The sequence below is a fragment of the Streptomyces sp. NPDC003393 genome, assembly GCF_053589015.1.
Map to the genome: position 1 here is coordinate 118,656 of NZ_JBSFRB010000010.1, position 22,992 is coordinate 141,647.

A 22,992-nucleotide genomic window follows, 5' to 3' on the forward strand; every position below is an offset into this window, starting at 1 on the left:
CGGCGTCAGGCCTCCACCGCGCCGGAGTTCAGCCGCGGCGTCTCTCCCGCGGCGGTCCCCGGCCCCGGGGCCTGTGCGGGGACCTGGGCCTGCGACGGGACCTGCGTCCGTGCCGCCGAGTGGGACTGGGCCTCCGTCACCACGGTGGCGGCGGCCAGTCGGGCGCGGGCCTGGGCGGTCCGGCGGGCCGAGCGCAGCCCGTCCCAGGTCAGCAGGGACAGCGCCAGCCACACCAGGGCGAACCCGGCCCAGCGTTCGGCGGGCATGGACTCGTGGAAGTAGACGACGCCGAGCAGGAACTGGAAGACCGGTGCGAGGTACTGCAGCAGGCCCAGGGTGGACAGTGGCACGCGGATCGCGGCGGCGCCGAAGCAGACCAGAGGCAGGGCGGTGACGACGCCGGTGGAGGCGAGCAGGGCCGCGTGCCCGGTGCCCTCGCTCGAGAAGGTCGAGTCGCCCCGCGCGCCGAGCCACAGCAGATAGCCGAGCGCGGGCAGGAACTGGATCGCGGTCTCGGCGGCCAGCGACTCGATGCCGCCGAGGTCGACCTTCTTCTTCACCAGTCCGTAGGTGGCGAAGGAGAAGGCCAGGCAGAGGGAGATCCACGGCGGGCGGCCGTAGCCGATGGTGAGCACCAGCACGGAGGCGGCGCCGGTGCCGACCGCCGCCCACTGCACGGGACGCAGCCGCTCCTTGAGGAGCAGCACGCCCATGGCGATGGTGACCAGCGGATTGATGAAGTAGCCGAGGGAGGCCTCCACGACGTGCCCGCTGTTCACGGCCCATATGTAGACGCCCCAGTTGACGGTGATCACCGCTGCGGCGACCACGATCAGAGCGAGTCTGCGCGGCTGCCGGAGCAGTTCCACGGCCCAGGCCCAGCGTCGTACGAGGAGCAGTGCCACCAGGACGAAGGCGAGGGACCACACCATCCGGTGGGCGAGGATCTCCGTCGCCCCGGCGGGCTTGAGCAGGGGCCAGAAGAGGGGGACGAGCCCCCACAGCCCGTAGGCCGCGAAGCCGTTCAGCAATCCTGTGCGCCGCTCGCCGTGCGACTTCTCGCTCACGTGCCCTCCCTCTTGTTCGGCCTGGCCGGGTCCCAGTGCAGCAAGCAAGAAGGTAGCGCCGAGCACCCCCGCCTGTCATGCCCGTATCGGCATACGGTCATGACAGGCGGGGGTGGGGAGGCGTACGGGGCCTCAGTCCTCGAGTGCGGCGGCGATCGCGTCGGCAAGGGGCGTGGTCGGGCGGCCGGCCAGCCGGGAGAGGTCCCCGGAGTCGACCACCAGTTCGCCCTTCTCGATGGAGGCGTCCACACCTGCGATGATCGTGGCGAGCGGCCCAGGGAGCCCGGCGCCCGTCAGGATGCCCTGGTACTCCTCGACCGATACCGGTCGGTAGCCGATCTCCTTGCCGGTCTGCCGGCCCACTTCGGCGGCGAACTCGGCGAAGCCCCACGCCTGGTCGCCGCCCAGCTCGTACGTCCGGTTCTCGTGGCCCTCGCCAGTGAGCACCGCGACGGCGGCGGCCGCGTAGTCGGCGCGCGAGGCGGAGGAGATCCGGCCCTCGCCGGCGGCCTGCACGACGGCGCCGTGCTCCAGGACGGGGGCGAGCTGCTCGGTGTAGTTCTCGTGGTACCAGCCGTTGCGCAGCAGCGTGTAGGGCAGTCCGGAGGCGAGCAGCGCCTCCTCGGTGCCGCGGTGGTCGTCGGCCAGGGCGGCCGTCAGGGTGCCGGGGGCGCTGGTGTAGGCGAGCAGCGCGACACCGGCCGCCTTGGCCGCGTCGATGACGACCCGGTGCTGCCGCACCCGCCCCTTGTCGAACTCGTTGCCGGAGACGAGCAGCACCTTGTCGCCGGACGCGAACAGACCCTCGAAGGTCTCGGGCGCGTTGTAGTCGGCGACGGCGATCCGCACGCCCCGCCCGGCCAGGTCGGCGGCCTTTTCCGGGGTGCGGGCGACGGCGGTGATCCGCTCGGCCGGAACCTTCTCCAGCAGCTGCTCCACGACGAGGCGGCCGAGGTGTCCGGTGGCTCCGGTGACGACGATGCTCATGGGGGGTCTCCGTAAGGCATGGGGTGTGTACGACACCGACCTTATGGGGAGCGCTAACTCTGAGAAAGTACCCACTTTGAAGTAAGGTACTGGCATGGCAGTTAGTGACAAGGGGCTCGCGGACGCCGAAGCCCTGTGCCCCCACCGCCTGGTCCTGGAGCACGTCACCAGCCGCTGGGGAGTGCTGGTGCTGATCCAGCTCCTGGACCGGCCGTACCGCTTCAGCGAACTGCGGCGGGCGATCGCCGGCGTCGGCGGGCGGGGCGTCAGCGAGAAGATGCTCGCGCAGACCCTCCAGACCCTGGAGCGCGACGGCCTCGTCCACCGGGACGCCCGGCCCGTCATCCCGCCGCGCGTCGACTACTCCCTGACCGGGCTGGGCCGCGAGGCGGCGGAGCAGGTGCGTGACCTCGCCCGGTGGACCCAGGACCGCATGGGTGAGGTGGAGCAGGCGCGCCGGGCATACGACGAGGCCCGGGACGCGCGGTCCCGGGCCTGAGGAAAAGACGGGCGGACACGTCGGACGGTGGACGACCGAGGAGTCGGCCGGCGACCGGCCGGGTGTCCTCAGCCGACGACCGTCCAGGTGTCCCCGCCGGCCAGCAGTGCGGCCAGGTCGCCCTTGCCGCGCTGCTCGATCGCCGTGTCCAGCTGGTCGGCCATCAGGGTGTCGTAGACCGGCCGGTCCACGGACCGGAACACCCCGATCGGCGTGTGGTGCAGTGTGTCGGGATCGGCCAGCCGCGACAGGGCGAACGCCGTCGTCGGGGACGCGGAGTGCGCGTCGTGGACCAGGATGTCGCGCTCGTTCTCCGGCGTCACCGTGACCACCTTCAGATCCCCGGTCGCCGCGTCCCGCACCACGCCCCGGGAGCCTCCCCCACTCTCGCCTGCGCTCGAGCCGGAGGTGCCCCCACCCCCGAAGCGGATCGGCTGCCCGTGCTCCAGGCGGATCAGGGCCTCCTCGGCCTGCTGCCTGTCTTTCAGGGCGTCGAAGGCGCCGTCGTTGAAGATGTTGCAGTTCTGGTAGATCTCGATCAGCGCGGTGCCCGGGTGGGCCGCCGCCTGGCGCAGCACCTCGGTCAGGTGCTTGCGGTCGGAGTCGATCGTGCGGGCCACGAAGGAGGCCTCCGCGCCGATCGCCAGCGACACCGGGTTGAAGGGCGCGTCCAGCGACCCCATCGGCGTCGACTTGGTGATCTTGCCCAGCTCGGAGGTCGGGGAGTACTGCCCCTTGGTCAGGCCGTAGATCCGGTTGTTGAACAGCAGGATCTTGAGGTTGACGTTGCGGCGCAGGGCGTGGATCAGGTGGTTGCCGCCGATGGACAGGGCATCGCCGTCACCGGTGACGACCCACACGCTCAGGTCGCGGCGCGAGGCGGCCAGCCCCGTCGCGATGGCGGGGGCGCGGCCGTGGATCGAGTGCATCCCGTAGGTGTTCATGTAGTACGGGAAGCGGGAGGAGCAGCCGATACCGGAGACGAAGACGATGTTCTCCTTCGCCAGGCCCAGCTCCGGCATGAAGCCCTGGACGGCGGCGAGGATGGCGTAGTCCCCGCAGCCGGGGCACCAGCGCACCTCCTGGTCGGACTTGAAGTCCTTCATCGACTGCCGGCCCTCGGCCTTCGGTACGAGGGAGAGCGCCTCCATCGTCCCCCTGCCGGTCCCGGCCCCGGTGCTCGCGTCCGTCTCGGTGCCGGCGCTCGCTCCGCGTGCGGTCGTCTCAGCCATCGATGGTCTCCTTCAGAGCGGCGGCGAGCTGCTCGGCCTTGAACGGCATGCCGTTGACCTGGTTGTACGAGTGGGCGTCCACCAGGTATTTCGCCCGGATGAGCGTCGCGAGCTGCCCGAGGTTCATCTCGGGGACGACCACCTTGTCGTAGCGCGCCAGCACCGCGCCGAGGTTCTTCGGGAAGGGGTTGACGTGACGCAGGTGGGCCTGCGCGATCGCCGTGCCGTCCGCGCGCAGCCGGCGCACGGCCGCGGTGATCGGCCCGTACGTCGATCCCCAGCCGAGGACGAGGGTGCGCGCCTGGTCCGGGTCGTCGACCTCGATGTCCGGCACCTCGATGCCGTCGACCTTGGCCTGGCGGGTGCGGACCATGAAGTCGTGGTTGGCCGGGTCGTAGGAGATGTTGCCCGTGCCGTCCTGCTTCTCGATGCCGCCGATGCGGTGCTCCAGGCCCGGCGTGCCCGGGATGGCCCACGGGCGGGCCAGCGTCCTGGCGTCCCGCTTGTACGGCCAGAACACCTCGGTGCCGTCGGCGAGCGTGTGGTTGGGGCCCTGCGCGAACTGCACCCTGAGGTCCGGCAGCTCCTCCAACTCGGGGATCCGCCAGGGTTCGGAGCCGTTGGCCAGGTAGCCGTCGGAGAGCAGGAACACCGGAGTGCGGTACGTCAGCGCGATGCGCGCCGCCTCCAGGGCCGCGTCGAAGCAGTCCGCCGGGGTGCGGGGGGCGACGACCGGGACCGGGGCCTCGCCGTTGCGGCCGTACATCGCCTGGAGCAGATCCGCCTGCTCGGTCTTGGTCGGCAGGCCCGTGGAGGGGCCGCCGCGCTGGATGTCGACGACGACCAGCGGCAGCTCCAGGGAGACCGCGAGCCCGATGGTCTCGCTCTTGAGCGCCACACCCGGGCCGCTCGTCGTGGTCACCGCCAGGGAACCGCCGAAGGCCGCGCCGAGCGCGGCCCCGATGCCCGCGATCTCGTCTTCGGCCTGGAAGGTCCGTACACCGAAGTTCTTGTGCTTGGACAGCTCGTGCAGGATGTCCGAGGCCGGCGTGATCGGGTACGACCCGAGGAACAGCGGCAGATCCGCCTGGCGGGAGGCGGCGACCAGTCCGTACGCCAGGGCCAGGTTGCCGGAGATGTTGCGGTAGGTGCCGACGGGGAACGCCTTCGCCGCCGGGGCGACCTCGTAGGAGACCGCGAAGTCCTCCGTCGTCTCGCCGAAGTTCCAGCCGGCCCGGAAGGCCGCGATGTTCGCCGCCGCGATGTCCGGCTTCTTCGCGAACTTCGACCGCAGGAACTTCTCGGTGCCCTCGGTCGGCCGGTGGTACATCCAGCTCAGCAGGCCCAGCGCGAACATGTTCTTGCTGCGCTCGGCCTCCTTGCGGGACAGGTCGAACTCCTTCAGCGCCTCCACCGTCAGCGTGGTCAGCGGCACCGGGTGCAGCTGGTAGCTGTCCAGCGAGCCGTCCTCCAGCGGAGAGGCGTCGTAGCCGACCTTCTGCATGGCCCGCTTGGTGAACTCGTCGGTGTTGACGATGATCTCCGCGCCGCGCGGCAGGTCGCCGATGTTCGCCTTCAGTGCGGCCGGGTTCATGGCCACCAGCACGTTCGGCGCGTCGCCCGGGGTCAGGATGTCGTGGTCGGCGAAGTGGAGCTGGAAGGAGGACACGCCCGGCAGGGTGCCTGCGGGGGCGCGGATCTCGGCCGGGAAGTTCGGCAGCGTCGACAGGTCGTTGCCGAAGGACGCGGTCTCCGAGGTGAACCGGTCGCCGGTGAGCTGCATACCGTCACCCGAGTCACCCGCGAAGCGGATGATCACGCGGTCCAGACGCCGGACGCCCTTCGTCCCGGCCGCCCTGCGCTGCTCCCCTACGACGGCTCCGTCGGCCTGCTCCGCTGGACTGCTGACCTGGCTGGTCACTGAACTGGACCTCCTTCGAGGCGGCTGTGTGGGAGCGGCCTTGCCCAAGACCTTCCCGGCTTCAACCCTACGACCGTCAGGTTCGCCCTCCCTGCGCCGTTCGCATGCTGGACGCACCCGTGAGACGGTCCCATGCCCTGATCTTCCAATGCGTGCCGGCCGCGCTCTGTCACGCCCTGCCGGCTGCTCGGACCTCCTTCGGCACGCCCGGTGCGCGCTCACCGCTCAGCACGTTCCGCGCCCGCTCTCTCGTCGCGCTCGTGGTCGGCTCGACATTCCGATCGACCCTGACTGACACAGTTTCAACCGGTCAGGAGTTGAGATAGGTGAGGACGGCCAGAACACGCCGGTGATCCCCATCACTCTGCGACAGACCGAGCTTCAGGAAGATGTTGCTGACGTGCTTCTCCACCGCCCCGTCGCTCACCACCAGCTGCCGGGCGATCGCCGAGTTCGTCCGGCCCTCGGCCATCAGGCCCAGCACCTCGCGCTCCCGCGGGGTGAGACCGGCCAGCACGTCCTGCTTGCGGCTGCGCCCGAGCAGCTGGGCGACCACCTCCGGGTCCAGGGCGGTGCCGCCCTGCGCCACCCGGACCACCGCGTCCACGAACTCGCGCACCTCGGCCACGCGGTCCTTGAGCAGATAGCCGACCCCGCGGCTGGATCCGGCCAGCAGTTCGGTCGCGTACCGCTCCTCCACGTACTGCGAGAGCACCAGCACCCCGAGATCGGGATGCGCCTTGCGCAGCCGCACCGCGGCCCGTACGCCCTCATCGGTGTGCGTCGGCGGCATCCGCACGTCCGCCACCACGACGTCGGGCAGCTCCCCTTGGTCGTGCAGCTCCGTGATGGTCTTCACCAGCGCCTCGGCGTCGCCCACACCGGCCACGACCTCGTGTCCGCGGTCGGTCAGCAGCCGGGTCAGGCCCTCCCTGAGCAGCACTGAATCCTCGGCGATGACCACCCGCACTCTGTCCTCCACGTTCCTCGGCCCCCCACAACCCGCTGGCTCGGTCTTCCGGCCGTCCACAAGGGAACGGCCACGTCACGGTCCAGCATTCCAGCATTCGGACCGTGACGCGCCCGGCGCGGTGAAGCGGAGGCTCACCGGGACCGCGGGGCTGCCGAGAGGGCGCGTGCGCATGATGCGGCCCGGTGGGCCGCGACCGTACGGCCGCGGCCCACCGGGCCCCGCCGGCTGTTTCCGGGTGCTGTTTCCGCGCGCTCAGCGCCGCCAGGGCAGCTCCGCCGTCACCCGGGTGGGCCCCCCGGCCGGGGAGTCGACGACCAGGATCCCGTCCACCGCGTCCAGCCGCTCCGTCAGCCCCGCGAGCCCCGACCCGGCGGACACGTCGGCGCCGCCCACCCCGTCGTCCATGACCTGGAGCATCAGCCGGTTCTCCGAGCGCCACACGTCCACCGAGGCAGCACGCGCCCGGCTGTGCTTGCTGATGTTCTGCAACAGCTCGGACACCGTGAAGTACGCGATCCCCTCGATCGCCGGCGCGGGCCGCTCCGCCAGGTCCACCTCCACGCGCACCGGCACCGCGCAGCGCGAGGCGACCGCCGACAGCGCCGCGTCCAGACCCCGGTCCGTCAGGACCGCCGGGTGGATCCCGCGCGCCAGGTCCCGCAGCTCCTGCAACGCGGTCTTCACCTCGCCGTGCGCCTCGTCCACCATGCGCGCCGCCGCGTTCGGGTCCTCGGCCAGCTTCTCCTTCGCCAGCCCCAGATCCATCGCCAGCGCCACCAGCCGGGCCTGCGCCCCGTCGTGCAGGTCCCGCTCGATGCGCCGCAGGTCGGCGGCGGCCGTGTCCACCACGACCCCCCGGTCCGACTCCAGCTCCACCACCCGCGCCGACAGCCGCGACGGCCCGAGCAGCCCGTGCACCATCACCCGGTCCACCGTCGTCAGCGCCCGGACGATCCACGGCGTGGCCAGCGTGAACAGCAGACCCACCAGCGCGGTCACCGTGATCTCGAACGGGTTGTCGACGTAGATCCGGTGGTGCTCGTCGCCGTAGAGCTGGATGCCGCCCTGGCCGACCCACACCGGGAAGACCCAGAACCACAGCGGGTAGGTCAGCAGCGTCCAGCCCACCGACCAGACGGTCACGGCGACCACGAAGGAGAACACCGCCCACGGGAACTGCACCAGGGCGTAGAGCAGGGACCTCCAGGAGGTGCCGCTCTTCAGCACCGCTCCCGTCCAGGCCAGCAGCCCGTTGCCGGACCGCGGACGCAGCGGCTCCGGTTCGGCCACCTCCAGGCCGAGCAGCCCGCGCGCCCGCGCCCGCTCCAGCATGCCGAACCCGCGGCAGCCGGCGAGCGCCGCCGCCAGCACCGGGATCCCCAGGAACGTCACCAGCAGACCGCCGCCCAGCGACACCATCGTGACGGCGTAGGTGAAGAGCACGACGGCGATCGGCAGGCCGAGCAGCACGTACAGGAACTCCCGCCCGCTGCGGGCCTCGAACGGCGCTCGCAGCCCGGCGGGCAGCCGGTGCCGCCGGCCGGCGTCCCCGGGTGCGAAGCCGGTCCCGTCGTAGGACCCGTACCGCTGTCCGTACTGCGATCCGTACTGGTGCGATCCGTACTGAGTGGCCATCGGCGTCGTCCCGTTCCCCTCGTCCTGCTCGTCGTGGTGCGCGCGCTTCCGCCGGCACTCCTCCAGCTTGCTGGACCGCAGGTGACGGGGCCATGGAGCGTGTCGGCCTCCTGGGCGGGGGGTTTTCCCTACCCCTCGCGGGCGTGCGTGCCCGGGACGCCCGACCGGTCACGCCAGGGCAGTTCCGCCGTGATCGTCGTCGGACCGCCCTCCGGCGAGTCGACGACGAACAGCCCGTCGACGGCGCCCAGCCGCTCCGCCAGACCGCGCATGCCGGTGCCGCGATCCAGGCTGGCGCCGCCGCGGCCGTCGTCCCACACCTGGACGAGCAGCCGGTCGTCGGTCCGCCACACGTCCACCGAGGCCGACCTCGCCCCGCTGTGCTTGCTGATGTTCTGGAGCAGCTCCGAGACCGTGAAATAGGCGATGCCCTCGATGGCCTCGGCCGGACGCGCGTCCAGGTCGACCGTCACCTTCACCGGCACCGTGCAGCGCGTGGCGACCGACGACAGGGCCGCGTCCAGGCCGCGGTCGGTCAGCACGGCGGGGTGGATGCCGCGGGCCAGGTCGCGCAGCTCCTGCAACGCGAGCTTCACCTCGCCGTGCGCCTCCTCGACCATTGCCGCGACCTTGTCGTCGGCCTGGCCCTCCAGCAGCTTCTCCTTGGCGAGACCCAGCCCCATCGCCAGATTGACCAGCCGGGCCTGCGCCCCGTCGTGCAGGTCCCGCTCGATGCGCCGCAGGTCGGCGGCGGCCGTGTCCACCACGACCCCCCGGTCCGACTCCAGCTCCGCGATCCGCCGCTCCAGCTCGTCGGAGGGCGACAGCAGCGCCCGCACCATCGCCCGGTCCACGTTCGTCAGGCCCCGCGCGAGGAACGGCAGCACCGGCCACAACACGAACAGCGACGTCAGGGTGACGGTGAAGGTGAGGATGCCCCAGGGCAGCCGGATGAAGTCGTACAGCGCCGTACGCCAGCCCACCGGGTCCTTCAGCGCCAGCCACAGCCGGTTGAACAGCCCCTTGGTGCGGCCCAGCGGCAGCGGACTCGGCTCGTCGATCCGCACCGCGAGCAGTGCCCGGGCCCGGGCCCGTTCCAGCCTGCCCAGCTGCCGGGCGCCCATCAGCCCGGCCGCGAGCAGCGGGAAGCCGACGACGGTGACGGTCAGGCCGGTGCCGATGGTCAGCGCGGTCACCACGTAGACGAAGCCGAACAGCGCCACGGGCAGGTTCACCAGGAGATGCGCGATCTCCTTCCACGTGATCGGGTCGAAGCCGAGGCGTGGCGGGGGCAGCCGGTCCCGGTCCTGGTCGTCGGCGCCGGACGCCGCCGGGTCGGCGGAAGGGATGCGTGCGGTCATACGAGTCAGCGTGCCGTGCGACGGGCCCTGAACGCCATGAGGCCGACCGCCCTGACCGCCGGGGGAAAACCCCACCCCGCCCCGCGGCGCGAGGTGCCCTCCCCCAGGGGACGCGGTGGGTCCGTCTCACGCTGCGGCGGGCCTGTCTCATGGTGCGACGGGCTGCTTACCCTCTCTTTATCAGGGCCTAGACTCCCGTGCGTACAGAATCCCGTGCGCACGGAGTCACGGACACCACGAGGTCAGGGAGCGAGGGACGGGCCGGTGCCTGAGACGTTGCCGCAGACGGTGCGGGGGTCGACCGTCGCCGCGGCGGACTACTTCCAGTCCTACTCGGTCGTGGGCCTGCTCGCCGTCGTGGGTGTGCTGTTCGTCGCCGTCGCCTTCGGCGCCGGCCGCCTGCTGCGCCCGGTGGTCCCCACGCCCGAGAAGCTCCTGACGTACGAGTGCGGCGTCGACCCGGTCGGCGAGGGATGGGCCCACACCCAGGTCCGCTACTACGTCTACGCCTTCCTGTACGTGATCTTCGCCGTCGACTCGATCTTCCTGTTCCCCTGGGCGACCGTCTTCGCCGCCCCCGGCTACGGCGCAGCGACGCTGGTGGAGATGTTCGTCTTCCTCGGCTTTCTCGCCGTGGGCCTGCTGTACGCATACAAGAAGGGCGTCCTGGCATGGACGTGAACCCCTCGACCACGGATGTGAACGCCCCGGCCCGGGGCGCGGACCCCTCGGCCGCCGAGCCGGTGTACCTGCCGGAGCCGAAGCGGCTGGGCGCGCTCGCGCGTCTGGCCCCCGAGCCGATGAAGGTCATCCTGAACTGGGGCCGCCGCTACTCGCTGTGGGTCTTCAACTTCGGGCTGGCCTGCTGCGCCATCGAGTTCATCGCCGCGTCCATGGCCCGCCACGACTTCATCCGCCTCGGTGTGATCCCGTTCGCACCAGGGCCGCGTCAGGCCGACCTGATGGTGGTGTCCGGCACGGTCACGGACAAGATGGCCCCGGCGGTCAAGCGTCTGTACGAACAGATGCCCGAGCCCAAGTACGTCATCTCCTTCGGCGCCTGCTCCAACTGCGGCGGCCCCTACTGGGACTCCTACTCCGTCACCAAGGGCGTCGACCAGATCGTCCCGGTGGACGTCTACGTCCCCGGCTGCCCGCCGCGCCCGGAGGCGCTGCTCCAGGGCATCCTGAAGCTCCAGGAGAAGATCGCGCGCGAGTCGCTGGGGGAGCGCTACGGCAACGCCCCGGCACGGCCCTCGGCCGCCGCCCTCCGGAGCGGCCTGGTCCAGCCGCCCGCTCCGGGGCCTGCGGGGACCGCCGGCGAAGGGGACGCCCGATGAGCGGCACCGGCTGGCTGCCCGCGCCCGCCGAGGAGCTGTTCGGCGCCGAGGCCACGGCGGAGGAGTCCTACGAGGTCCTGACGGTCGACGTACCGCCGGCCGCGTGGGTGTCCGCGCTGCGGACCGCCCGCGACGAGCTGGGCTGCACCTACTTCGACTGGCTGAGCGCGGTCGACGAACCGGGCACCGGCTTCCGGATCTCCGCCCACGTGGTGGCGCTCTCCCCGGTACGGCGGCTGCTGCTGCGCACCACGGTCGCGCACGAGGCGCCGGTCCTGCCCAGCGCGGTGGACGTGTACGCCGGTGCGGCCTGGCACGAACGCGAGACCCACGAGATGTTCGGGGTCGGCTTCGAGGGCCACCCGGCCCTGGACCACCTCCTGCTCCCCGAGACCTTCGAGGGCCACCCCCTGCGCAAGGACTTCGTCCTGGCCGCCCGGGTCGCCAAGGCCTGGCCCGGGGCGAAGGAACCGGGCGAGTCGGAGCACGGCGGTCCCAAGCGCCGTCAGATGCTGCCGCCGGGCGTCCCCGACCCCAACGAGTGGGGGCCCATGAAGGGACGCCTCCCGGCCGCCCCGGCCCGTGCGGCGCGGGGCGCCGGCCGGGCGGCGGGCGAACGCCCGGCCCGTGCGGCCGGCGACCGCCCGGCACGGCGCACCCGCACGGCGGCCGAGGGCTCGGCGAGTCAGACGGCCGCGGTACCGGGTGCCGGAGAGGCACCGGCAGCCGGTGCGGCGCCGGGTGCGGCGCCGGCGGGTGCCGCCGCCAGGCCGCGCCGGATGCGGAGCGCGAGCCAGGGCTCGGCGAGCCAGCAGCGGGCCGCCGCGTCAGGGGCGGCACCGGAAAGCCCCGCGGGTCCGGAGAGCGCAGTGGCTCCGGAAGGTGATGTGGCTCCGGAGAGCGCGGCGGCGCGGAAGCAGGCCGCGGCGGAAGGCACCACCGGGCAGGCTCCGGCAGCGGAAGGACCGGCCGCGGAGGCCTCGGTGGCCCACGAGCCCGCCGCCCCGGCCGAGACGCCGGCTGCTCCCCCGGCACCGTCCCGGCCGCGCCGGGCGCGCAGCGCGAGCGAGGGTTCGGCCTCGCGGCGGGCGCGCGCGGCGACCGAGGACGAGCCCGGGCCGCCCACACCGGCCAAGGCCCCCCGCAGCTCCGACGCGCCCTGGCATCACGCACGCCCGGCCTTCGACGAACCGGAACCGAAGCCCGGACAGAAGCCCGGACAGAAGCCTGGACAGAAGCCGGGACCGATGCCTGCGCCGGAGCCTGGAGCCGCGCCGGCACCTCAAGCCGTGCCCGAGCCCGAAGCCGCGCCGGAACCTCAGGCCGCGCCCGAAGCCGCGCCGGAGCCCGAGCCCACACGCGAAGACCCCGGCCAGACCGGCCAGACCGACGAACCCGGCCAGACCGACGAGCCCCACCAGACCGACGAGCCCGCCCACCCCGCCCACCCCGACCGTCCCGAAGGAGGCCCGCAGTGAACGACGCTGTCGACGTCGCCCTGCGACTCCTGATCGTCTTCGTGGTGTTCCTCACCTTCCCGCTGATCGTCGGTCAGACCGAGCACAAGGTGATGGCCCACATGCAGGGCCGCCTCGGCCCGATGTACGCGGGCGGCTTCCACGGGTGGGCGCAACTGGTCGCGGACGGTGTGAAGTTCGCGCAGAAGGAGGACGTCGTCCCCGCTGGCGCGGACCGCCGTATCTTCCAGCTCGCGCCCGCCGTCGCCCTCCTCCCGTACCTGCTGGTCCTGCTGGCCATTCCCATCGGGCCGGGCGCGGTCGGGCAGGACCTGGACGCGGGCGTCTTCTTCGTGCTCGCCGTGATGGGCGTGGGCGTCCTCGGCTCCCTCATGGCCGGATGGGCCTCCGCCAACAAGTTCTCCCTCCTCGGCGGCCTGCGCACCGCCGCCCAGCTCCTCGCCTACGAACTCCCGATGCTGCTCGCCGCGGCCTCCGTGGCCATGGCGGCCGGCACGGTCTCCCTCACCGGCATCCTGGACGCCTTCCACTGGTGGTGGCTGCCCTGGCAGATCGTGGGCGCGATCGTCTTCTTCGTCGCCGGGCTCGCTGAACTCCAGCGCCCTCCGTTCGACATGCCGGTCGCCGACTCGGAGATCATCTTCGGCGCCTACACCGAGTACACGGGGCTGCGCTTCGCCCTGTTCCTCCTCGCCGAGTACGCCGGGATCATCGTCCTGTGCGGTCTGACCACCGTCCTCTTCCTGGGCGGCTGGCACGGGCCGTGGGGCGCCGACGGCCTCGGCTGGGTGTGGACCCTGCTGAAGGCGGCCGTCCTCGCCTTCGTCGTCATCTGGCTCCGCGTCACCTACCCGCGGCTGCGCGAGGACCAGCTCCAGAGGCTGTCCTGGACCCTCCTCGTTCCCCTGTCCCTCGCCCAGATCGCCCTCACCGGCATCGTCAAGGTGGTGATCTCCTAGTGTCCCGCCCGTCGCAAGACCACCGCCCCTCAACGACGCCCTCCGGGCGGCCCCGTCCATCGGTACCCGGCTCCGGCCTCGCCAAGGGCCTGGCCGTCACCCTGCGCACGATGACGCGGAAGACCGTCACCGAGCAGTACCCGGACGCCCTGCCCGAGCTGCCGCCCCGCACCCGCGGCGTGATCGGCCTGTTCGAGGAGAACTGCACGGTCTGCATGCTGTGCGCCCGCGAGTGCCCGGACTGGTGCATCTACATCGACTCCCACAAGGAGACGGTCCCAGCGGCGACCCCCGGCGGCCGCGAGCGCAGCCGCAACGTGCTGGACCGCTTCGCCATCGACTTCTCCCTGTGCATGTACTGCGGTATCTGCATCGAGGTGTGTCCTTTCGACGCCCTGTTCTGGTCCCCGGAGTTCGAGTACGCCGAGACCGACATCCGCGACCTCACCCACGAGCGCGACAAGCTGCGCGAGTGGATGTGGACCGTCCCGGCCCCGCCCGCCCTCGACCCCGGCGCGGAGGAGCCCAAGGAGATCGCCGCCGCCCGCAAGACCGCCGAGAAGCTGGCCGCGGCCCAGGCCGAGTCCACCGGCCCCAAGGGCCAGGCCGGATCCACCGAACCGAAGGAAGGAGAAGGCCAGCCGTGACCCTCGCCGCCGCACAGCACGGCTTCCTCTCCCCGACGGGCGTCGAGATCACCTTCCTCCTCGTCGGCCTGGCCACCTTCGGTGCCGCGCTCGTCACGGTCACCACCCGGCAACTGGTGCACGCCGCCCTGTGGCTGGTGGTGACCCTCGGCGGCCTCGCCGTCGAGTACCTCCTGCTCACCGCCGAGTTCATCGCCTGGGTGCAGGTCCTCATCTACGTCGGCTCCGTCGTCGTCCTCCTCCTGTTCGGTCTGATGCTCACCAGGGCACCCATCGGCCGCTCCCCGGACGCCGACTCCGGCAACCGCTGGGCCGCCCTCGCCGTGGCCATGGCCTCCGCGGCCGCCCTGGTCTGGGTCGTCGTCGACGCCTTCCGCACCACCTGGATCGACCTGGACGGCGCGGCCGCCGGCACCACGAAGGTCACCGGCGAAAGCCTCTTCCAGAACTGGGTGCTGCCCTTCGAAGCCCTCTCCGTCCTGCTGCTCGCCGCCCTGGTCGGCGCGATCGTCCTGTCCCGCAAGGCCAAGGCGGACGCTGCCACCGCCGCCCGGGCTCGCGAGTCCCGGAGCGGGCAGCCGGCCGAGGAAGGCGCCCGCTGATGCATCTGGTCTATCCCGCCGTACTCTCCGCCCTCCTGTTCTGCACCGGCCTGTACGGCGTCCTCGCCCGGCGCAACGCGATCCTGGTCCTGATGTCGGTCGAGCTCATGCTCAACGCCGTCAACCTCAACCTGGTCGCCTTCGACGTCTGGCTCAGCAAGGCCGCCCGCGAGACCCTGCACTCCGGCCAGGCCCTGACCCTGTTCGTCATCGCCATCGCCGCCGCCGAGATCGGCATCGGCCTCGCGATCGTCCTCGCCGTCCACCGCAACCGCGGCACCTCGGACATCGACCGGCTCCGCGACGCCGCCGAGGGACCCGACGACGACTCCGACTCCGGCCACGACAGCGACGCCGCCGCGACCGCGCGGGCCGGCGAGAAGGCTGAGGCCACCGCGTGACCACGACCACCCTCGCCGTCCTCGTACCCCTCCTTCCGTTCCTGGGCGCCGCGGCCGGCCTGCTGCTCGGCCGCACGGCCCCCGGCTTCACCCGCCCGCTCGCGGTCCTGCCGACCCTCGCCTCCCTCGTCCTGACCGTGCTGGTCGCCGCCGGCCAGGGAGGCGGCGGCGCCGTGGACGCCGCCACCGAACTCACGCCCACCGGCTCGGTCCCCGTCGAGCTCGCCCTGCACATCGACGGGTTCGCCGCGCTCGTGGCCGTCCTGGTCGGCGTCGTCGCCACATGCGTGCAGATCTACTCGACGGGCTATCTCCGCGACGACCCGCGCTACCCGTCGTACGCCGCCCTCGTCTCCCTGTTCACCTCCGCGATGCTGCTCGTCGTCTACTCGGGCGACCTGATCGTGCTGCTGGTCGGCTGGGAGGTCATGGGCATCTGCTCCTACTTCCTGGTCGGCCACTACTGGGAGACCCCGGAGGCCCGCGCCGCCTCCATCAAGGCCTTCCTGGTCACCAAGCTCGGCGACGTGCCCTTCCTCATCGGCCTGTTCGCGCTCGCCGCCGACACCGGGTCCTTCCGGATCACCAACGTCCTCGGCGCCGTCGCCGGCGGCGGCCTGCACCACCCGACGCTGATCGCCCTGCTGCTCCTGGCGGGCGTGGCCGGCAAGTCGGCGCAGTTCCCGCTGCACACCTGGCTGCCCGACGCGATGGCGGGCCCGACGCCCGTCTCCGCGCTGATCCACGCCGCGACGATGGTCGCCGCCGGTGTCTACTTCGTCGCCCGGCTCCTCCCCGTCTTCCAGGCATCCTCGGCCGCGATGGTGGTCCTCGCGGTCATGGCCGCCGTGACGATGGCCGGTTCGGCGCTCACCGCGCTCGCCCAGGACGACATCAAGCGCGTCCTCGCCTACTCGACGATCGGGCAGCTCGGCTACATGACCGGCGCGCTCGCCGTCGGTGACCGCGACGCCGCCGTCTTCCACCTCCTGTCCCACGGCGCCTTCAAGGCGCTGCTGTTCCTCGCCGCCGGCGTGGTCATCCACGCCGCCGGCACCAACTCACTGGCCGCCATGTCGCGCATGACCGGTCTGCGCGACCGCGTCCCGGACGCCTACTGGACGATGACCGTGGCACTCCTCGCGCTCGCCGCGATCCCGCCCTTCAGCGGCTTCTTCTCCAAGGAGTCCGTGCTCGGCGCCGCCGAGCACGTGGCCACCGGCCACACCGGCCACGCCCCCGGCCCGGCCGGCTGGATCGTCCTCGTCGCCGGACTCCTCACCGCGCTGCTCACCGCCGCGTACGCGATGCGGCTGTGGCTGCTGGCCTTCCGCGGCCGGGGCGCCGAGGCCCCCGACCACGGCAGGCAGCCCCTGGTCATGAACGCCGTGCTGTGGGTGCTCGCCGTGCCGTCCCTCGCCTTCGGCGGATTCACCTTCCGGGTGCTGCCCGACTGGTTCGACGGCCGCGACCTCACCCCGACCCTGACCACCTCCGTGCTGGGCACGGGCCTGGCCCTGGTCGGCGGCATCGTCACCTACGGCGCCTGGCGGCACACCAGCGCACTCGCGGCCCGCGTCCCGCTCGGTGCGGTCGCCGCCCACCCGGAGGCCGACGCCGGACTGGTCGAGGCCGAGGCCATCGCCACCCACCGGCCCGCCTACGGCGACATCGCTTACGCGTCCGACCCCGCCGACCCCGGACGGCTGCTGCTCGGCCCGCTCCACCGCCACGCGGCCACCGGCTTCCACCTCGACGCGGTGTACGCGACGCTCTTCGTCCGCCCGGTCCTGGCCGGTGCGAGCCTCGTCAGGTTCCTCGACCGCGAGGTCGTCGAGACGTACGTGCGTGGCGCCGGAGCCGTGCCCCGGCTGCTCGGAGCCGCCGTACGGCGGGCCCAGACCGGCAATGTGCAGACCTATGTGAGCGCGCTGCTCGCCGGCACCGTCGTCCTGACGGTCGCCGCCGTCCTTCTCGCCACGGGAGCGTGAGCAGGCGTGATCGATATCAACGAGTCCGTGATGCAGTTCCTTCTGGCGTTCGTCATCGCCGGCCCGCTCCTCGGGGCGCTCACCGCTCTCCTGCCGGCCCCGCCCGGACTGAAGGGGAAGTCGCCCGAGCAGGCCGTGCTCCGGCACGGCGTGACCGTCACCGGCGCGATCCTGGTCGCCGCCCTCGTCCTCGCGGCCGGCTTCGACCACGACCACCCGTCGACGATGCAGGCCACGACCGACATCAGCTGGATCCCCGCACTCCACGTGCGCATCCACTTCGGCATCGACGGCATCTCGCTCCCCCTCGTCGTCCTGACCGCGCTGCTGACCTTCCTGTGCGCGCTGTACTCCTACTTCAAGCCGCCCACAGGGCCCACCCCGAAGGCCTTCGTCGCGCTGCTGCTGCTGCTCGAGTGCGGCACCCTCGCCACCTTCGCCGTCCTCGACCTGCTGCTGTTCTTCCTCGCCTTCGAGACGGTGCTCATCCCCATGTACTTCCTCATCGCCCGCTGGGGCGGCGAGGGCCGCCGGGCCGCCGCCTGGCGGTTCATCCTCTACACCCTCCTCGGCTCGGTCGTCATGCTGCTCGGCCTGCTCCTGATCGGGATCAGGGCCGGCACCTTCGACATGGTGGCACTCGCCACTGACAACGGCCGGTCACTCACCGCATCCGTGCAGGTCATCGCCGTTCTGGCGATCGGGATCGGGCTCGCGGTCAAGACCCCGATGTGGCCGCTGCACAGCTGGCTCCCGGACGCCCACACCGCCGCCCCGACCGTCGGCTCGGTCCTGCTGGCCGGCGTCCTGCTGAAGATGGGTACCTACGGGTTCGTCCGGATCCTGCTGCCGATCGCACCGCACGGCTTCCACACCTTCGCGCCCTGCCTGGCCGCCTTCGCCGTCGTCGGGATCATCTACGGATCCCTGGCCTGTCTCGCCCTCGCCAGGCGCGGCGCCAAGGGCGACCTGAAACGGCTCATCGCCTACTCCTCCGTCGGCCACATGGGCTTCGTGCTCCTCGGCATCGCCACCATGACCCCGACCGGCGTCAACGGCGCCCTGTTCGCCAACATCGCGCACGGCCTCATCACCGGCCTGCTGTTCTTCCTGGTCGGCGGCCTCAAGGACCGCACCGGCACCACCGACCTCGACACCCTCGCCCTCCCGTCGCCCGACCACCGCCCCTCGACGAGCGGCTCCGCCGCGCCGAATCGATTCGAGACCGGCGCCGCCCTGTACGGCAGGGCCCCCCGCCTCGGCGGCCTGCTCGCCTTCGGCGCGGTCGCCTCGCTCGGCCTGCCCGGCCTCGCCGGATTCTGGGGCGAGATGCTCGCCCTGTTCGGAGCGTTCAGGCCCGCCGCCGGCCTCAGCCGGCCCGCCTTCCTCACCTTCATGGCGATCGGCGCGTTCGGCACCCTGCTCACGGCCGCGTACATGCTCGTCGTGGTCCGCCGCGTCTGCATGGGCGCCGTACCGCGGCAGGCCCCGAAACTCGCCGACGTCCACCGCTTCGAGTTCGCGGCCTGGACCCCGCTCGTCGCCCTCACCGTCCTCGCCGGGCTCTGGCCGAAGGCCCTGCTCGGGCTCACCGACCCGGCCGTGCAGCAGCTCCTCGCAGGAGGCACCCGATGAGCGTCCTGGCCCAGCCGCAGGCCGTCGCGGTGGTTCAGTCCGTCGACTGGCTCGCCATCGCGCCGCCCACCCTCACCGCCGTGATCGCCCTGGTGGTCCTGGTCGCCGACCTGTTCGTGCCGAAGACGCGCAAGCCCCTCCTCGGCCGGCTCTCCGTCGCAGGCCTCGCCTCCTCCGCGCTGCTGCTGCTGCCCCTCCTGGACGGCGACCGCAGCACCTTCTGCCTGACGAAGCAGACCGGCGTGTGCAGCTACACCGCCGACCACTTCACCCTCGTCATCCAGTTCCTGGTCCTCGGCGGCGCCCTTCTGGCCGCCCTGCTGTCCGTCACCGTGCTGAAGGACGCGCGCGGAGGACTCCCCGAAGGCGAGTACTGGTTCCTGTTGCTGTCCTCCGCCGCCGGAGCCGCCCTCCTGCCCGCCTCGCGCGACCTCGCGACCCTCGTCGTCGCCCTGGAAGTCGCCTCCCTGCCCGCATTCGCCCTCGTCGGCCTGCGGCACGGCGAGAAGAAGTCCTCCGACGCGGCCCTGAAGTTCTTCCTGTCGTCGGTCACCGCCACCGCCGTCAGCCTGATGGGCATCAGCTTCGTCTACGCCTCCACCGGCACCCTCTACCTCACCCAGATCGCCGACCGCATCCAGCACGTCGACGGACAGCTCGACACCCTCGCTCAGACCGGCGTCGTCCTCACTCTCGTCGGCTTCGCCTTCAAGACCGCCGCCGTCCCCTTCCACTTCTGGGTGCCCGACACCTACGTCGGCGCCCCCCTGCCCATCGCCGCGTACCTGTCCGTGGTCGGCAAGGCCGTCGGCTTCACCGGCCTGATCCTCGTGACCGTCGTCGCGTTCCCGTCGTACGCCGCCGCCTGGGGCCCCGCGCTCGCCGCGCTCGCCGCCCTGACCATGACCGTCGGCAACGTCGGCGCCCTGCGCCAGCAGGGCACGCGCGCGTACAGCGCGATCCGGCTGCTCGCCTGGTCCTCCGTCGGCCAGGCCGGCTACCTCCTGGTGCCGATCGCAGCCGCGGGCTACTCCGGGGACGCCCAGAAGTCGATCGGGTCCACGGTCGCCTACGCCTTGATGTACGCCGCCGTGAACCTCGGCGCCTTCGCGGTGGCCGCGCTCGTGGGTCGTACGAGGCGGCACAACCGCCTCACCGACTACCGCGGCCTGTACGCCACCAACCCGGTGACCGCCCTCCTCCTGGCCTTCTTCCTGCTGTGCCTGGCCGGCCTGCCGCCGGGTGTCATCGGACTCTTCGCGAAGGTCACCGTCTTCTCCGCGGCCGTCGACGCCGGACTCGGCTGGCTCGCCGTCGTCATGGCCGTCAACGTCGTCATCGCGCTGTTCTACTACCTCCAGTGGACGGCCCTGCTGTTCCGCGCCCCCGAGGGCGAACCCCTCCGGCTCCGCCTCCCGGCCCCCCTCACCGCCGCGATCACCCTGACGGCCGTCATCGGCATCGCCCTGTCCGGCGCGCCCCAACTGGTTCTGCGCTTCGCGGGCACCGGTCTGTTCTGAGCCGGCGCACCCGCCCCCACCGGGGAACCCGCGGCGCTCGCCTGGCGTTGACCGGACAGGAAGGGTCAACTGGACGTGACACCACGACACCAGTGACACCGCACAGCAACAAGCGAAGGGTTCCCCTGCCGCACCACTTGGAGGGCGTACCGTGCACCGCCGGCACAACGGGCTCAGGACCGCAGTACTCCTCGGGGGACTGTCCGCACTCATCATCGTCATCGGCAGTCTCTTCGGCCGCACCGGCCTGATCGTCGCCGTCCTCGTCGCCATCGGCACCAACGCCTACGCGTACTGGAACAGCGACAAGCTGGCCCTGCGCGCGATGCGCGCCCGCCCGGTCAGCGAGTTCGAGGCCCCGGCGCTGTACCGCATGGTCCGCGACCTCTCCACCCAGGCCCGCCAGCCGATGCCCCGCCTGTACATCTCCCCGACGGAGGCGCCCAACGCCTTCGCGACCGGCCGCAACCCGCGCAACGCGGCGGTGTGCTGCACCGAAGGCATCCTGCGCATCCTGGACGAGCGGGAGCTGCGCGGCGTCATCGGCCACGAACTGAGCCATGTCTACAACCGCGACATCCTGATCTCCTCCGTGGCCGGCGCCCTCGCCTCCGTGATCATGTTCCTGGTCAACTTCGCCTGGCTCATCCCGGTCGGCCGCTCGGACGACGACGAGGGCCCGGGCCTGCTCGGACTGCTTCTGATCATGATCCTCGGCCCGCTCGCCGCCACGCTCATCCAGCTGGCCATCAGCCGCTCCCGGGAGTACGAGGCCGACGCGTCCGGCGCCCGCCTCACCGGCGACCCCCTCGCTCTCGCCAGCGCCCTGCGCAAGCTGGAGAGCGGCACCCGGCAGCTCCCGCTGCCGCCCGAGCCGCGCATCGAGACCGCCAGCCACATGATGATCGCGAACCCGTTCCGCCCGGGGCAGGGGATGTCGAAGCTGTTCTCCACCCACCCGCCGATGGCGGAACGCATCACCCGGCTCGAACAGATGGCAGGTCGTCACCGATGAAGACCATCCTCAACGTCATCTGGCTCGTCCTGAGCGGCTTCTGGCTGTTCCTCTGCTACATCGCCGCGGGCATCCTCCTGTGCGTCACGATCATCGGCATCCCGTTCGGCATCGCGGCGTTCCGCATCGGCGTCTACGCCCTGTGGCCCTTCGGGTACACCACGGTCGAGCGCCGCGACGCCGGCGCGCCCTCCTGCATCGGCAACGTGCTGTGGCTGATCCTGGCCGGCTGGTGGCTGGCGATCGCCCACGTCGTCACGGGCCTCATGCTCTGCCTCACGATCATCGGCATCCCGTTCGGCATAGCCAACTTCAAACTCATCCCCGTCTCGCTGCTCCCGCTGGGCCGCGAGATCGTCCGGACCGACGTGCCGTTCGCGCCCCGCTGACGCGGAGGCGCCGGTCAGCGGGCCGACAGCCGCCGTCGTACCCCGTACGCGGCCACCCCCACCGCCAGCACGCCCGCGCCCACGGCCACCGAGAGCCAGGGCAGGGCGAAGGCCAGGGCCAGGCAGCCGATGAGACCCACCGCCGGTACCACCCGCCGGACCGGTGCGGAGTCCAGGGTCCAGGCGGAGGCGTTGGCGACGGCGTAGTACGCGAGGACCCCGAAGGAGGAGAAGCCGATCGCGCCCCGGACGTCCACCGTGGCGGCCAGGACCGCGACCACCGCGCCCACGGCGAGCTCGGCCCGGTGCGGCACACGGAAACGCGGATGCACCGCGGCCAGCGCACCTGGGAGATGCCGGTCCCGGGCCATGGCCAGGGTGGTGCGCGAGACGCCCAGGATCAGCGCGAGCAGCGAGCCGAGCGCGGCCACGGCGGCGGCGACCCGCACCACCGGAACCAGCCCCGGCACCCCGGCCGCCCGCACCGCGTCCGCCAGGGGAGCGCCCGCCCGCGCGAGACCGTCCGGCCCGAGCACCGCCAGCACGGCCACCGCCACCCCCGCGTACACGGCCAGGGCGATGCCCAGCGCGAGCGGGATCGCGCGCGCGACGGTGCGCGCCGGATCGCGTACCTCCTCGCCCAGGGTCGCGATCCGCGCGTACCCGGCGAACGCGAAGAACAGCAGCCCGGCCGCCTGCAGAACGCCGCCGGCGCCGCGGGGGTCGCCGATGGCGAGCCGTCCGGCGTCGGCCTGACCGGAGCCCAGGCACACGACGGCCACGGCGGCCAGCACCGCCAGCACCACCGCCACGATCGCCCGCGTCAGCCAGGCCGACTTCCGGATGCCGCCGTAGTTCACCGCGGTGAGCGCCACCACGGCCGCGACGGCCACCGCGTGCGCCTGGCCCGGCAGGACGTACGCGCCGACGGTGAGCGCCATCGCCGCGCAGGAGGCCGTCTTGCCCACCACGAACGCCCAGCCCGCGAGGTAACCCCAGAACGCACCGAGCCGCTCGCGCCCGTACACATAGGTGCCGCCCGAGGCGGGATAGTTGGCCGCCAGCCGTGCCGAGGAGTCGGCGTTGCAGTAGGCCACGACGGCGGCGATGGCGAGCCCCACCAGCAGCCCTGAGCCGGCCGCCCGGGCGGCCGGCCCGAGCGCGGCGAAGATCCCCGCCCCCACCATCGAACCGAGCCCGATGACCACGGCGTCCCCGACGCCGAGGCTGCGCCGCAGCGTGGCGGCCGGCGCGGGCGAGGACGGGGAGGCCGGGCCGGGGGAGTGGCCGGGGGAGCGTGTCATGGCTCGGGACCTTACTGGCCGATGCAACCGTGGGAT

21 protein-coding genes are annotated in these 22,992 nt (G+C 72.1%); 13 read left to right on the top strand and 8 right to left on the bottom strand.

What is annotated here, in order from left to right:
• Nucleotides 1-5: 5 nt before the first annotated feature.
• Both rarD and ACWDUZ_RS13380 read right to left on the bottom strand, forming a co-directional pair.
• Nucleotides 6-1,067 carry an EamA family transporter RarD gene (gene rarD, locus ACWDUZ_RS13375; protein ID WP_451631948.1) on the bottom strand — a complete coding sequence of 354 codons (1,062 nt, stop codon included), beginning with the start codon at nucleotides 1,065-1,067 and terminating at the stop codon, nucleotides 6-8.
• Between the two features lie 132 nt (nucleotides 1,068-1,199).
• Nucleotides 1,200-2,054 carry an SDR family oxidoreductase gene (locus tag ACWDUZ_RS13380; protein WP_451631949.1) on the bottom strand — a complete coding sequence of 285 codons (855 nt, stop codon included), beginning with the start codon at nucleotides 2,052-2,054 and terminating at the stop codon, nucleotides 1,200-1,202.
• 94 nt (nucleotides 2,055-2,148) lie between these two features.
• Between ACWDUZ_RS13380 and ACWDUZ_RS13385 the strand changes: the two genes are divergently transcribed.
• Complete coding sequence (locus tag ACWDUZ_RS13385; protein WP_451631950.1) at nucleotides 2,149-2,553, top strand: winged helix-turn-helix transcriptional regulator; 405 nt, start codon at nucleotides 2,149-2,151, stop codon at nucleotides 2,551-2,553.
• Between the two features lie 68 nt (nucleotides 2,554-2,621).
• Here the strand turns inward: ACWDUZ_RS13385 and ACWDUZ_RS13390 are convergent, their stop codons facing one another.
• The 5 genes from ACWDUZ_RS13390 to ACWDUZ_RS13410 all read right to left on the bottom strand — a co-directional run bounded on the left by ACWDUZ_RS13390 (nucleotide 2,622) and on the right by ACWDUZ_RS13410 (nucleotide 9,675).
• A complete protein-coding gene (locus ACWDUZ_RS13390) occupies nucleotides 2,622-3,704 on the bottom strand; it encodes a 2-oxoacid:ferredoxin oxidoreductase subunit beta (RefSeq protein ID WP_451632009.1) in 1,083 nt (360 codons plus the stop codon).
• A gap of 73 nt (nucleotides 3,705-3,777) precedes the next feature.
• Nucleotides 3,778-5,706 carry a 2-oxoacid:acceptor oxidoreductase subunit alpha gene (locus ACWDUZ_RS13395; RefSeq protein WP_451631951.1) on the bottom strand — a complete coding sequence of 643 codons (1,929 nt, stop codon included), beginning with the start codon at nucleotides 5,704-5,706 and terminating at the stop codon, nucleotides 3,778-3,780.
• 310 nt (nucleotides 5,707-6,016) lie between these two features.
• A complete protein-coding gene (locus ACWDUZ_RS13400) occupies nucleotides 6,017-6,676 on the bottom strand; it encodes a LuxR C-terminal-related transcriptional regulator (RefSeq protein ID WP_451632010.1) in 660 nt (219 codons plus the stop codon).
• 255 nt (nucleotides 6,677-6,931) lie between these two features.
• A complete protein-coding gene (locus ACWDUZ_RS13405) occupies nucleotides 6,932-8,314 on the bottom strand; it encodes a sensor histidine kinase (protein WP_451631952.1) in 1,383 nt (460 codons plus the stop codon).
• A 128-nt stretch (nucleotides 8,315-8,442) separates the two neighbouring features.
• Nucleotides 8,443-9,675 carry a sensor histidine kinase gene (locus ACWDUZ_RS13410; RefSeq protein WP_451631953.1) on the bottom strand — a complete coding sequence of 411 codons (1,233 nt, stop codon included), beginning with the start codon at nucleotides 9,673-9,675 and terminating at the stop codon, nucleotides 8,443-8,445.
• 288 nt (nucleotides 9,676-9,963) lie between these two features.
• Between ACWDUZ_RS13410 and ACWDUZ_RS13415 the strand changes: the two genes are divergently transcribed.
• The 12 genes from ACWDUZ_RS13415 (at nucleotide 9,964) to ACWDUZ_RS13470 (ending at nucleotide 21,652) form a co-directional block, all read left to right on the top strand.
• Nucleotides 9,964-10,356 (top strand): NADH-quinone oxidoreductase subunit A, encoded by a 393-nt coding sequence (locus ACWDUZ_RS13415; RefSeq protein WP_451632011.1) that lies wholly within the window; start codon nucleotides 9,964-9,966, stop codon nucleotides 10,354-10,356.
• Nucleotides 10,347-11,015 (top strand): NADH-quinone oxidoreductase subunit B, encoded by a 669-nt coding sequence (locus ACWDUZ_RS13420; RefSeq protein WP_451631954.1) that lies wholly within the window; start codon nucleotides 10,347-10,349, stop codon nucleotides 11,013-11,015. The genes ACWDUZ_RS13415 and ACWDUZ_RS13420 overlap by 10 nt, the downstream gene beginning before the upstream one ends.
• Nucleotides 11,012-12,493, top strand: coding sequence for an NADH-quinone oxidoreductase subunit C (locus ACWDUZ_RS13425; protein WP_451631955.1), 1,482 nt, complete (start codon nucleotides 11,012-11,014; stop codon nucleotides 12,491-12,493). Before ACWDUZ_RS13420 ends, ACWDUZ_RS13425 begins: the two co-directional genes overlap by 4 nt.
• Complete coding sequence (locus ACWDUZ_RS13430; protein WP_451631956.1) at nucleotides 12,490-13,452, top strand: complex I subunit 1/NuoH family protein; 963 nt, start codon at nucleotides 12,490-12,492, stop codon at nucleotides 13,450-13,452. The genes ACWDUZ_RS13425 and ACWDUZ_RS13430 overlap by 4 nt, the downstream gene beginning before the upstream one ends.
• A gap of 110 nt (nucleotides 13,453-13,562) precedes the next feature.
• The gene (locus ACWDUZ_RS13435; RefSeq protein WP_451631957.1) at nucleotides 13,563-14,099 is read left to right on the top strand and encodes a 4Fe-4S binding protein; all 537 of its coding nucleotides are present in this window, start codon (nucleotides 13,563-13,565) and stop codon (nucleotides 14,097-14,099) included.
• Entirely contained in the window at nucleotides 14,096-14,701 is a 606-nt protein-coding gene (locus ACWDUZ_RS13440; protein WP_451631958.1) for an NADH-quinone oxidoreductase subunit J family protein, read from the top strand. Before ACWDUZ_RS13435 ends, ACWDUZ_RS13440 begins: the two co-directional genes overlap by 4 nt.
• On the top strand, nucleotides 14,701-15,102 hold the full coding sequence (gene nuoK / locus ACWDUZ_RS13445; protein ID WP_451631959.1) for an NADH-quinone oxidoreductase subunit NuoK: 402 nt from the start codon (nucleotides 14,701-14,703) through the stop codon (nucleotides 15,100-15,102). The genes ACWDUZ_RS13440 and nuoK overlap by 1 nt, the downstream gene beginning before the upstream one ends.
• On the top strand, nucleotides 15,099-17,093 hold the full coding sequence (locus ACWDUZ_RS13450; protein ID WP_451631960.1) for an NADH-quinone oxidoreductase subunit 5 family protein: 1,995 nt from the start codon (nucleotides 15,099-15,101) through the stop codon (nucleotides 17,091-17,093). Before nuoK ends, ACWDUZ_RS13450 begins: the two co-directional genes overlap by 4 nt.
• Before the next feature lie 6 nt (nucleotides 17,094-17,099).
• Nucleotides 17,100-18,728 carry a complex I subunit 4 family protein gene (locus tag ACWDUZ_RS13455; protein WP_451631961.1) on the top strand — a complete coding sequence of 543 codons (1,629 nt, stop codon included), beginning with the start codon at nucleotides 17,100-17,102 and terminating at the stop codon, nucleotides 18,726-18,728.
• A complete protein-coding gene (locus ACWDUZ_RS13460) occupies nucleotides 18,725-20,248 on the top strand; it encodes an NADH-quinone oxidoreductase subunit N (protein ID WP_451631962.1) in 1,524 nt (507 codons plus the stop codon). Before ACWDUZ_RS13455 ends, ACWDUZ_RS13460 begins: the two co-directional genes overlap by 4 nt.
• Nucleotides 20,249-20,399: 151 nt before the next feature.
• Nucleotides 20,400-21,263, top strand: a complete 864-nt coding sequence (gene htpX / locus ACWDUZ_RS13465; RefSeq protein WP_451631963.1) for a zinc metalloprotease HtpX — start codon at nucleotides 20,400-20,402, stop codon at nucleotides 21,261-21,263.
• Entirely contained in the window at nucleotides 21,260-21,652 is a 393-nt protein-coding gene (locus ACWDUZ_RS13470) for a YccF domain-containing protein (RefSeq protein ID WP_451631964.1), read from the top strand. The genes htpX and ACWDUZ_RS13470 overlap by 4 nt, the downstream gene beginning before the upstream one ends.
• A gap of 14 nt (nucleotides 21,653-21,666) precedes the next feature.
• On the opposite strand, the gene ACWDUZ_RS13475 is transcribed toward ACWDUZ_RS13470, so the two are convergent.
• On the bottom strand, nucleotides 21,667-22,956 hold the full coding sequence (locus tag ACWDUZ_RS13475; RefSeq protein WP_451631965.1) for an APC family permease: 1,290 nt from the start codon (nucleotides 22,954-22,956) through the stop codon (nucleotides 21,667-21,669).
• Nucleotides 22,957-22,992: the final 36 nt, after the last annotated feature.

Bases quoted from the DNA above. Each gene is read 5' to 3' on its own strand.
- ACWDUZ_RS13380 (WP_451631949.1), bottom strand. From the start codon at position 2,054: ATGAGCATCGTCGTCACCGGAGCCACCGGACACCTCGGCCGCCTCGTC.
- ACWDUZ_RS13385 (WP_451631950.1), top strand. From the start codon at position 2,149: ATGGCAGTTAGTGACAAGGGGCTCGCGGACGCCGAAGCCCTGTGCCCC.
- ACWDUZ_RS13390 (WP_451632009.1), bottom strand. From the start codon at position 3,704: ATGGAGGCGCTCTCCCTCGTACCGAAGGCCGAGGGCCGGCAGTCGATG.
- ACWDUZ_RS13405 (WP_451631952.1), bottom strand. From the start codon at position 8,314: ATGGCCACTCAGTACGGATCGCACCAGTACGGATCGCAGTACGGACAG.
- ACWDUZ_RS13410 (WP_451631953.1), bottom strand. From the start codon at position 9,675: ATGACCGCACGCATCCCTTCCGCCGACCCGGCGGCGTCCGGCGCCGAC.
- ACWDUZ_RS13420 (WP_451631954.1), top strand. From the start codon at position 10,347: ATGGACGTGAACCCCTCGACCACGGATGTGAACGCCCCGGCCCGGGGC.
- ACWDUZ_RS13425 (WP_451631955.1), top strand. From the start codon at position 11,012: ATGAGCGGCACCGGCTGGCTGCCCGCGCCCGCCGAGGAGCTGTTCGGC.
- ACWDUZ_RS13435 (WP_451631957.1), top strand. From the start codon at position 13,563: ATGACGCGGAAGACCGTCACCGAGCAGTACCCGGACGCCCTGCCCGAG.
- nuoK (WP_451631959.1), top strand. From the start codon at position 14,701: ATGCATCTGGTCTATCCCGCCGTACTCTCCGCCCTCCTGTTCTGCACC.
- ACWDUZ_RS13460 (WP_451631962.1), top strand. From the start codon at position 18,725: ATGAGCGTCCTGGCCCAGCCGCAGGCCGTCGCGGTGGTTCAGTCCGTC.
- ACWDUZ_RS13470 (WP_451631964.1), top strand. From the start codon at position 21,260: ATGAAGACCATCCTCAACGTCATCTGGCTCGTCCTGAGCGGCTTCTGG.
- ACWDUZ_RS13475 (WP_451631965.1), bottom strand. From the start codon at position 22,956: ATGACACGCTCCCCCGGCCACTCCCCCGGCCCGGCCTCCCCGTCCTCG.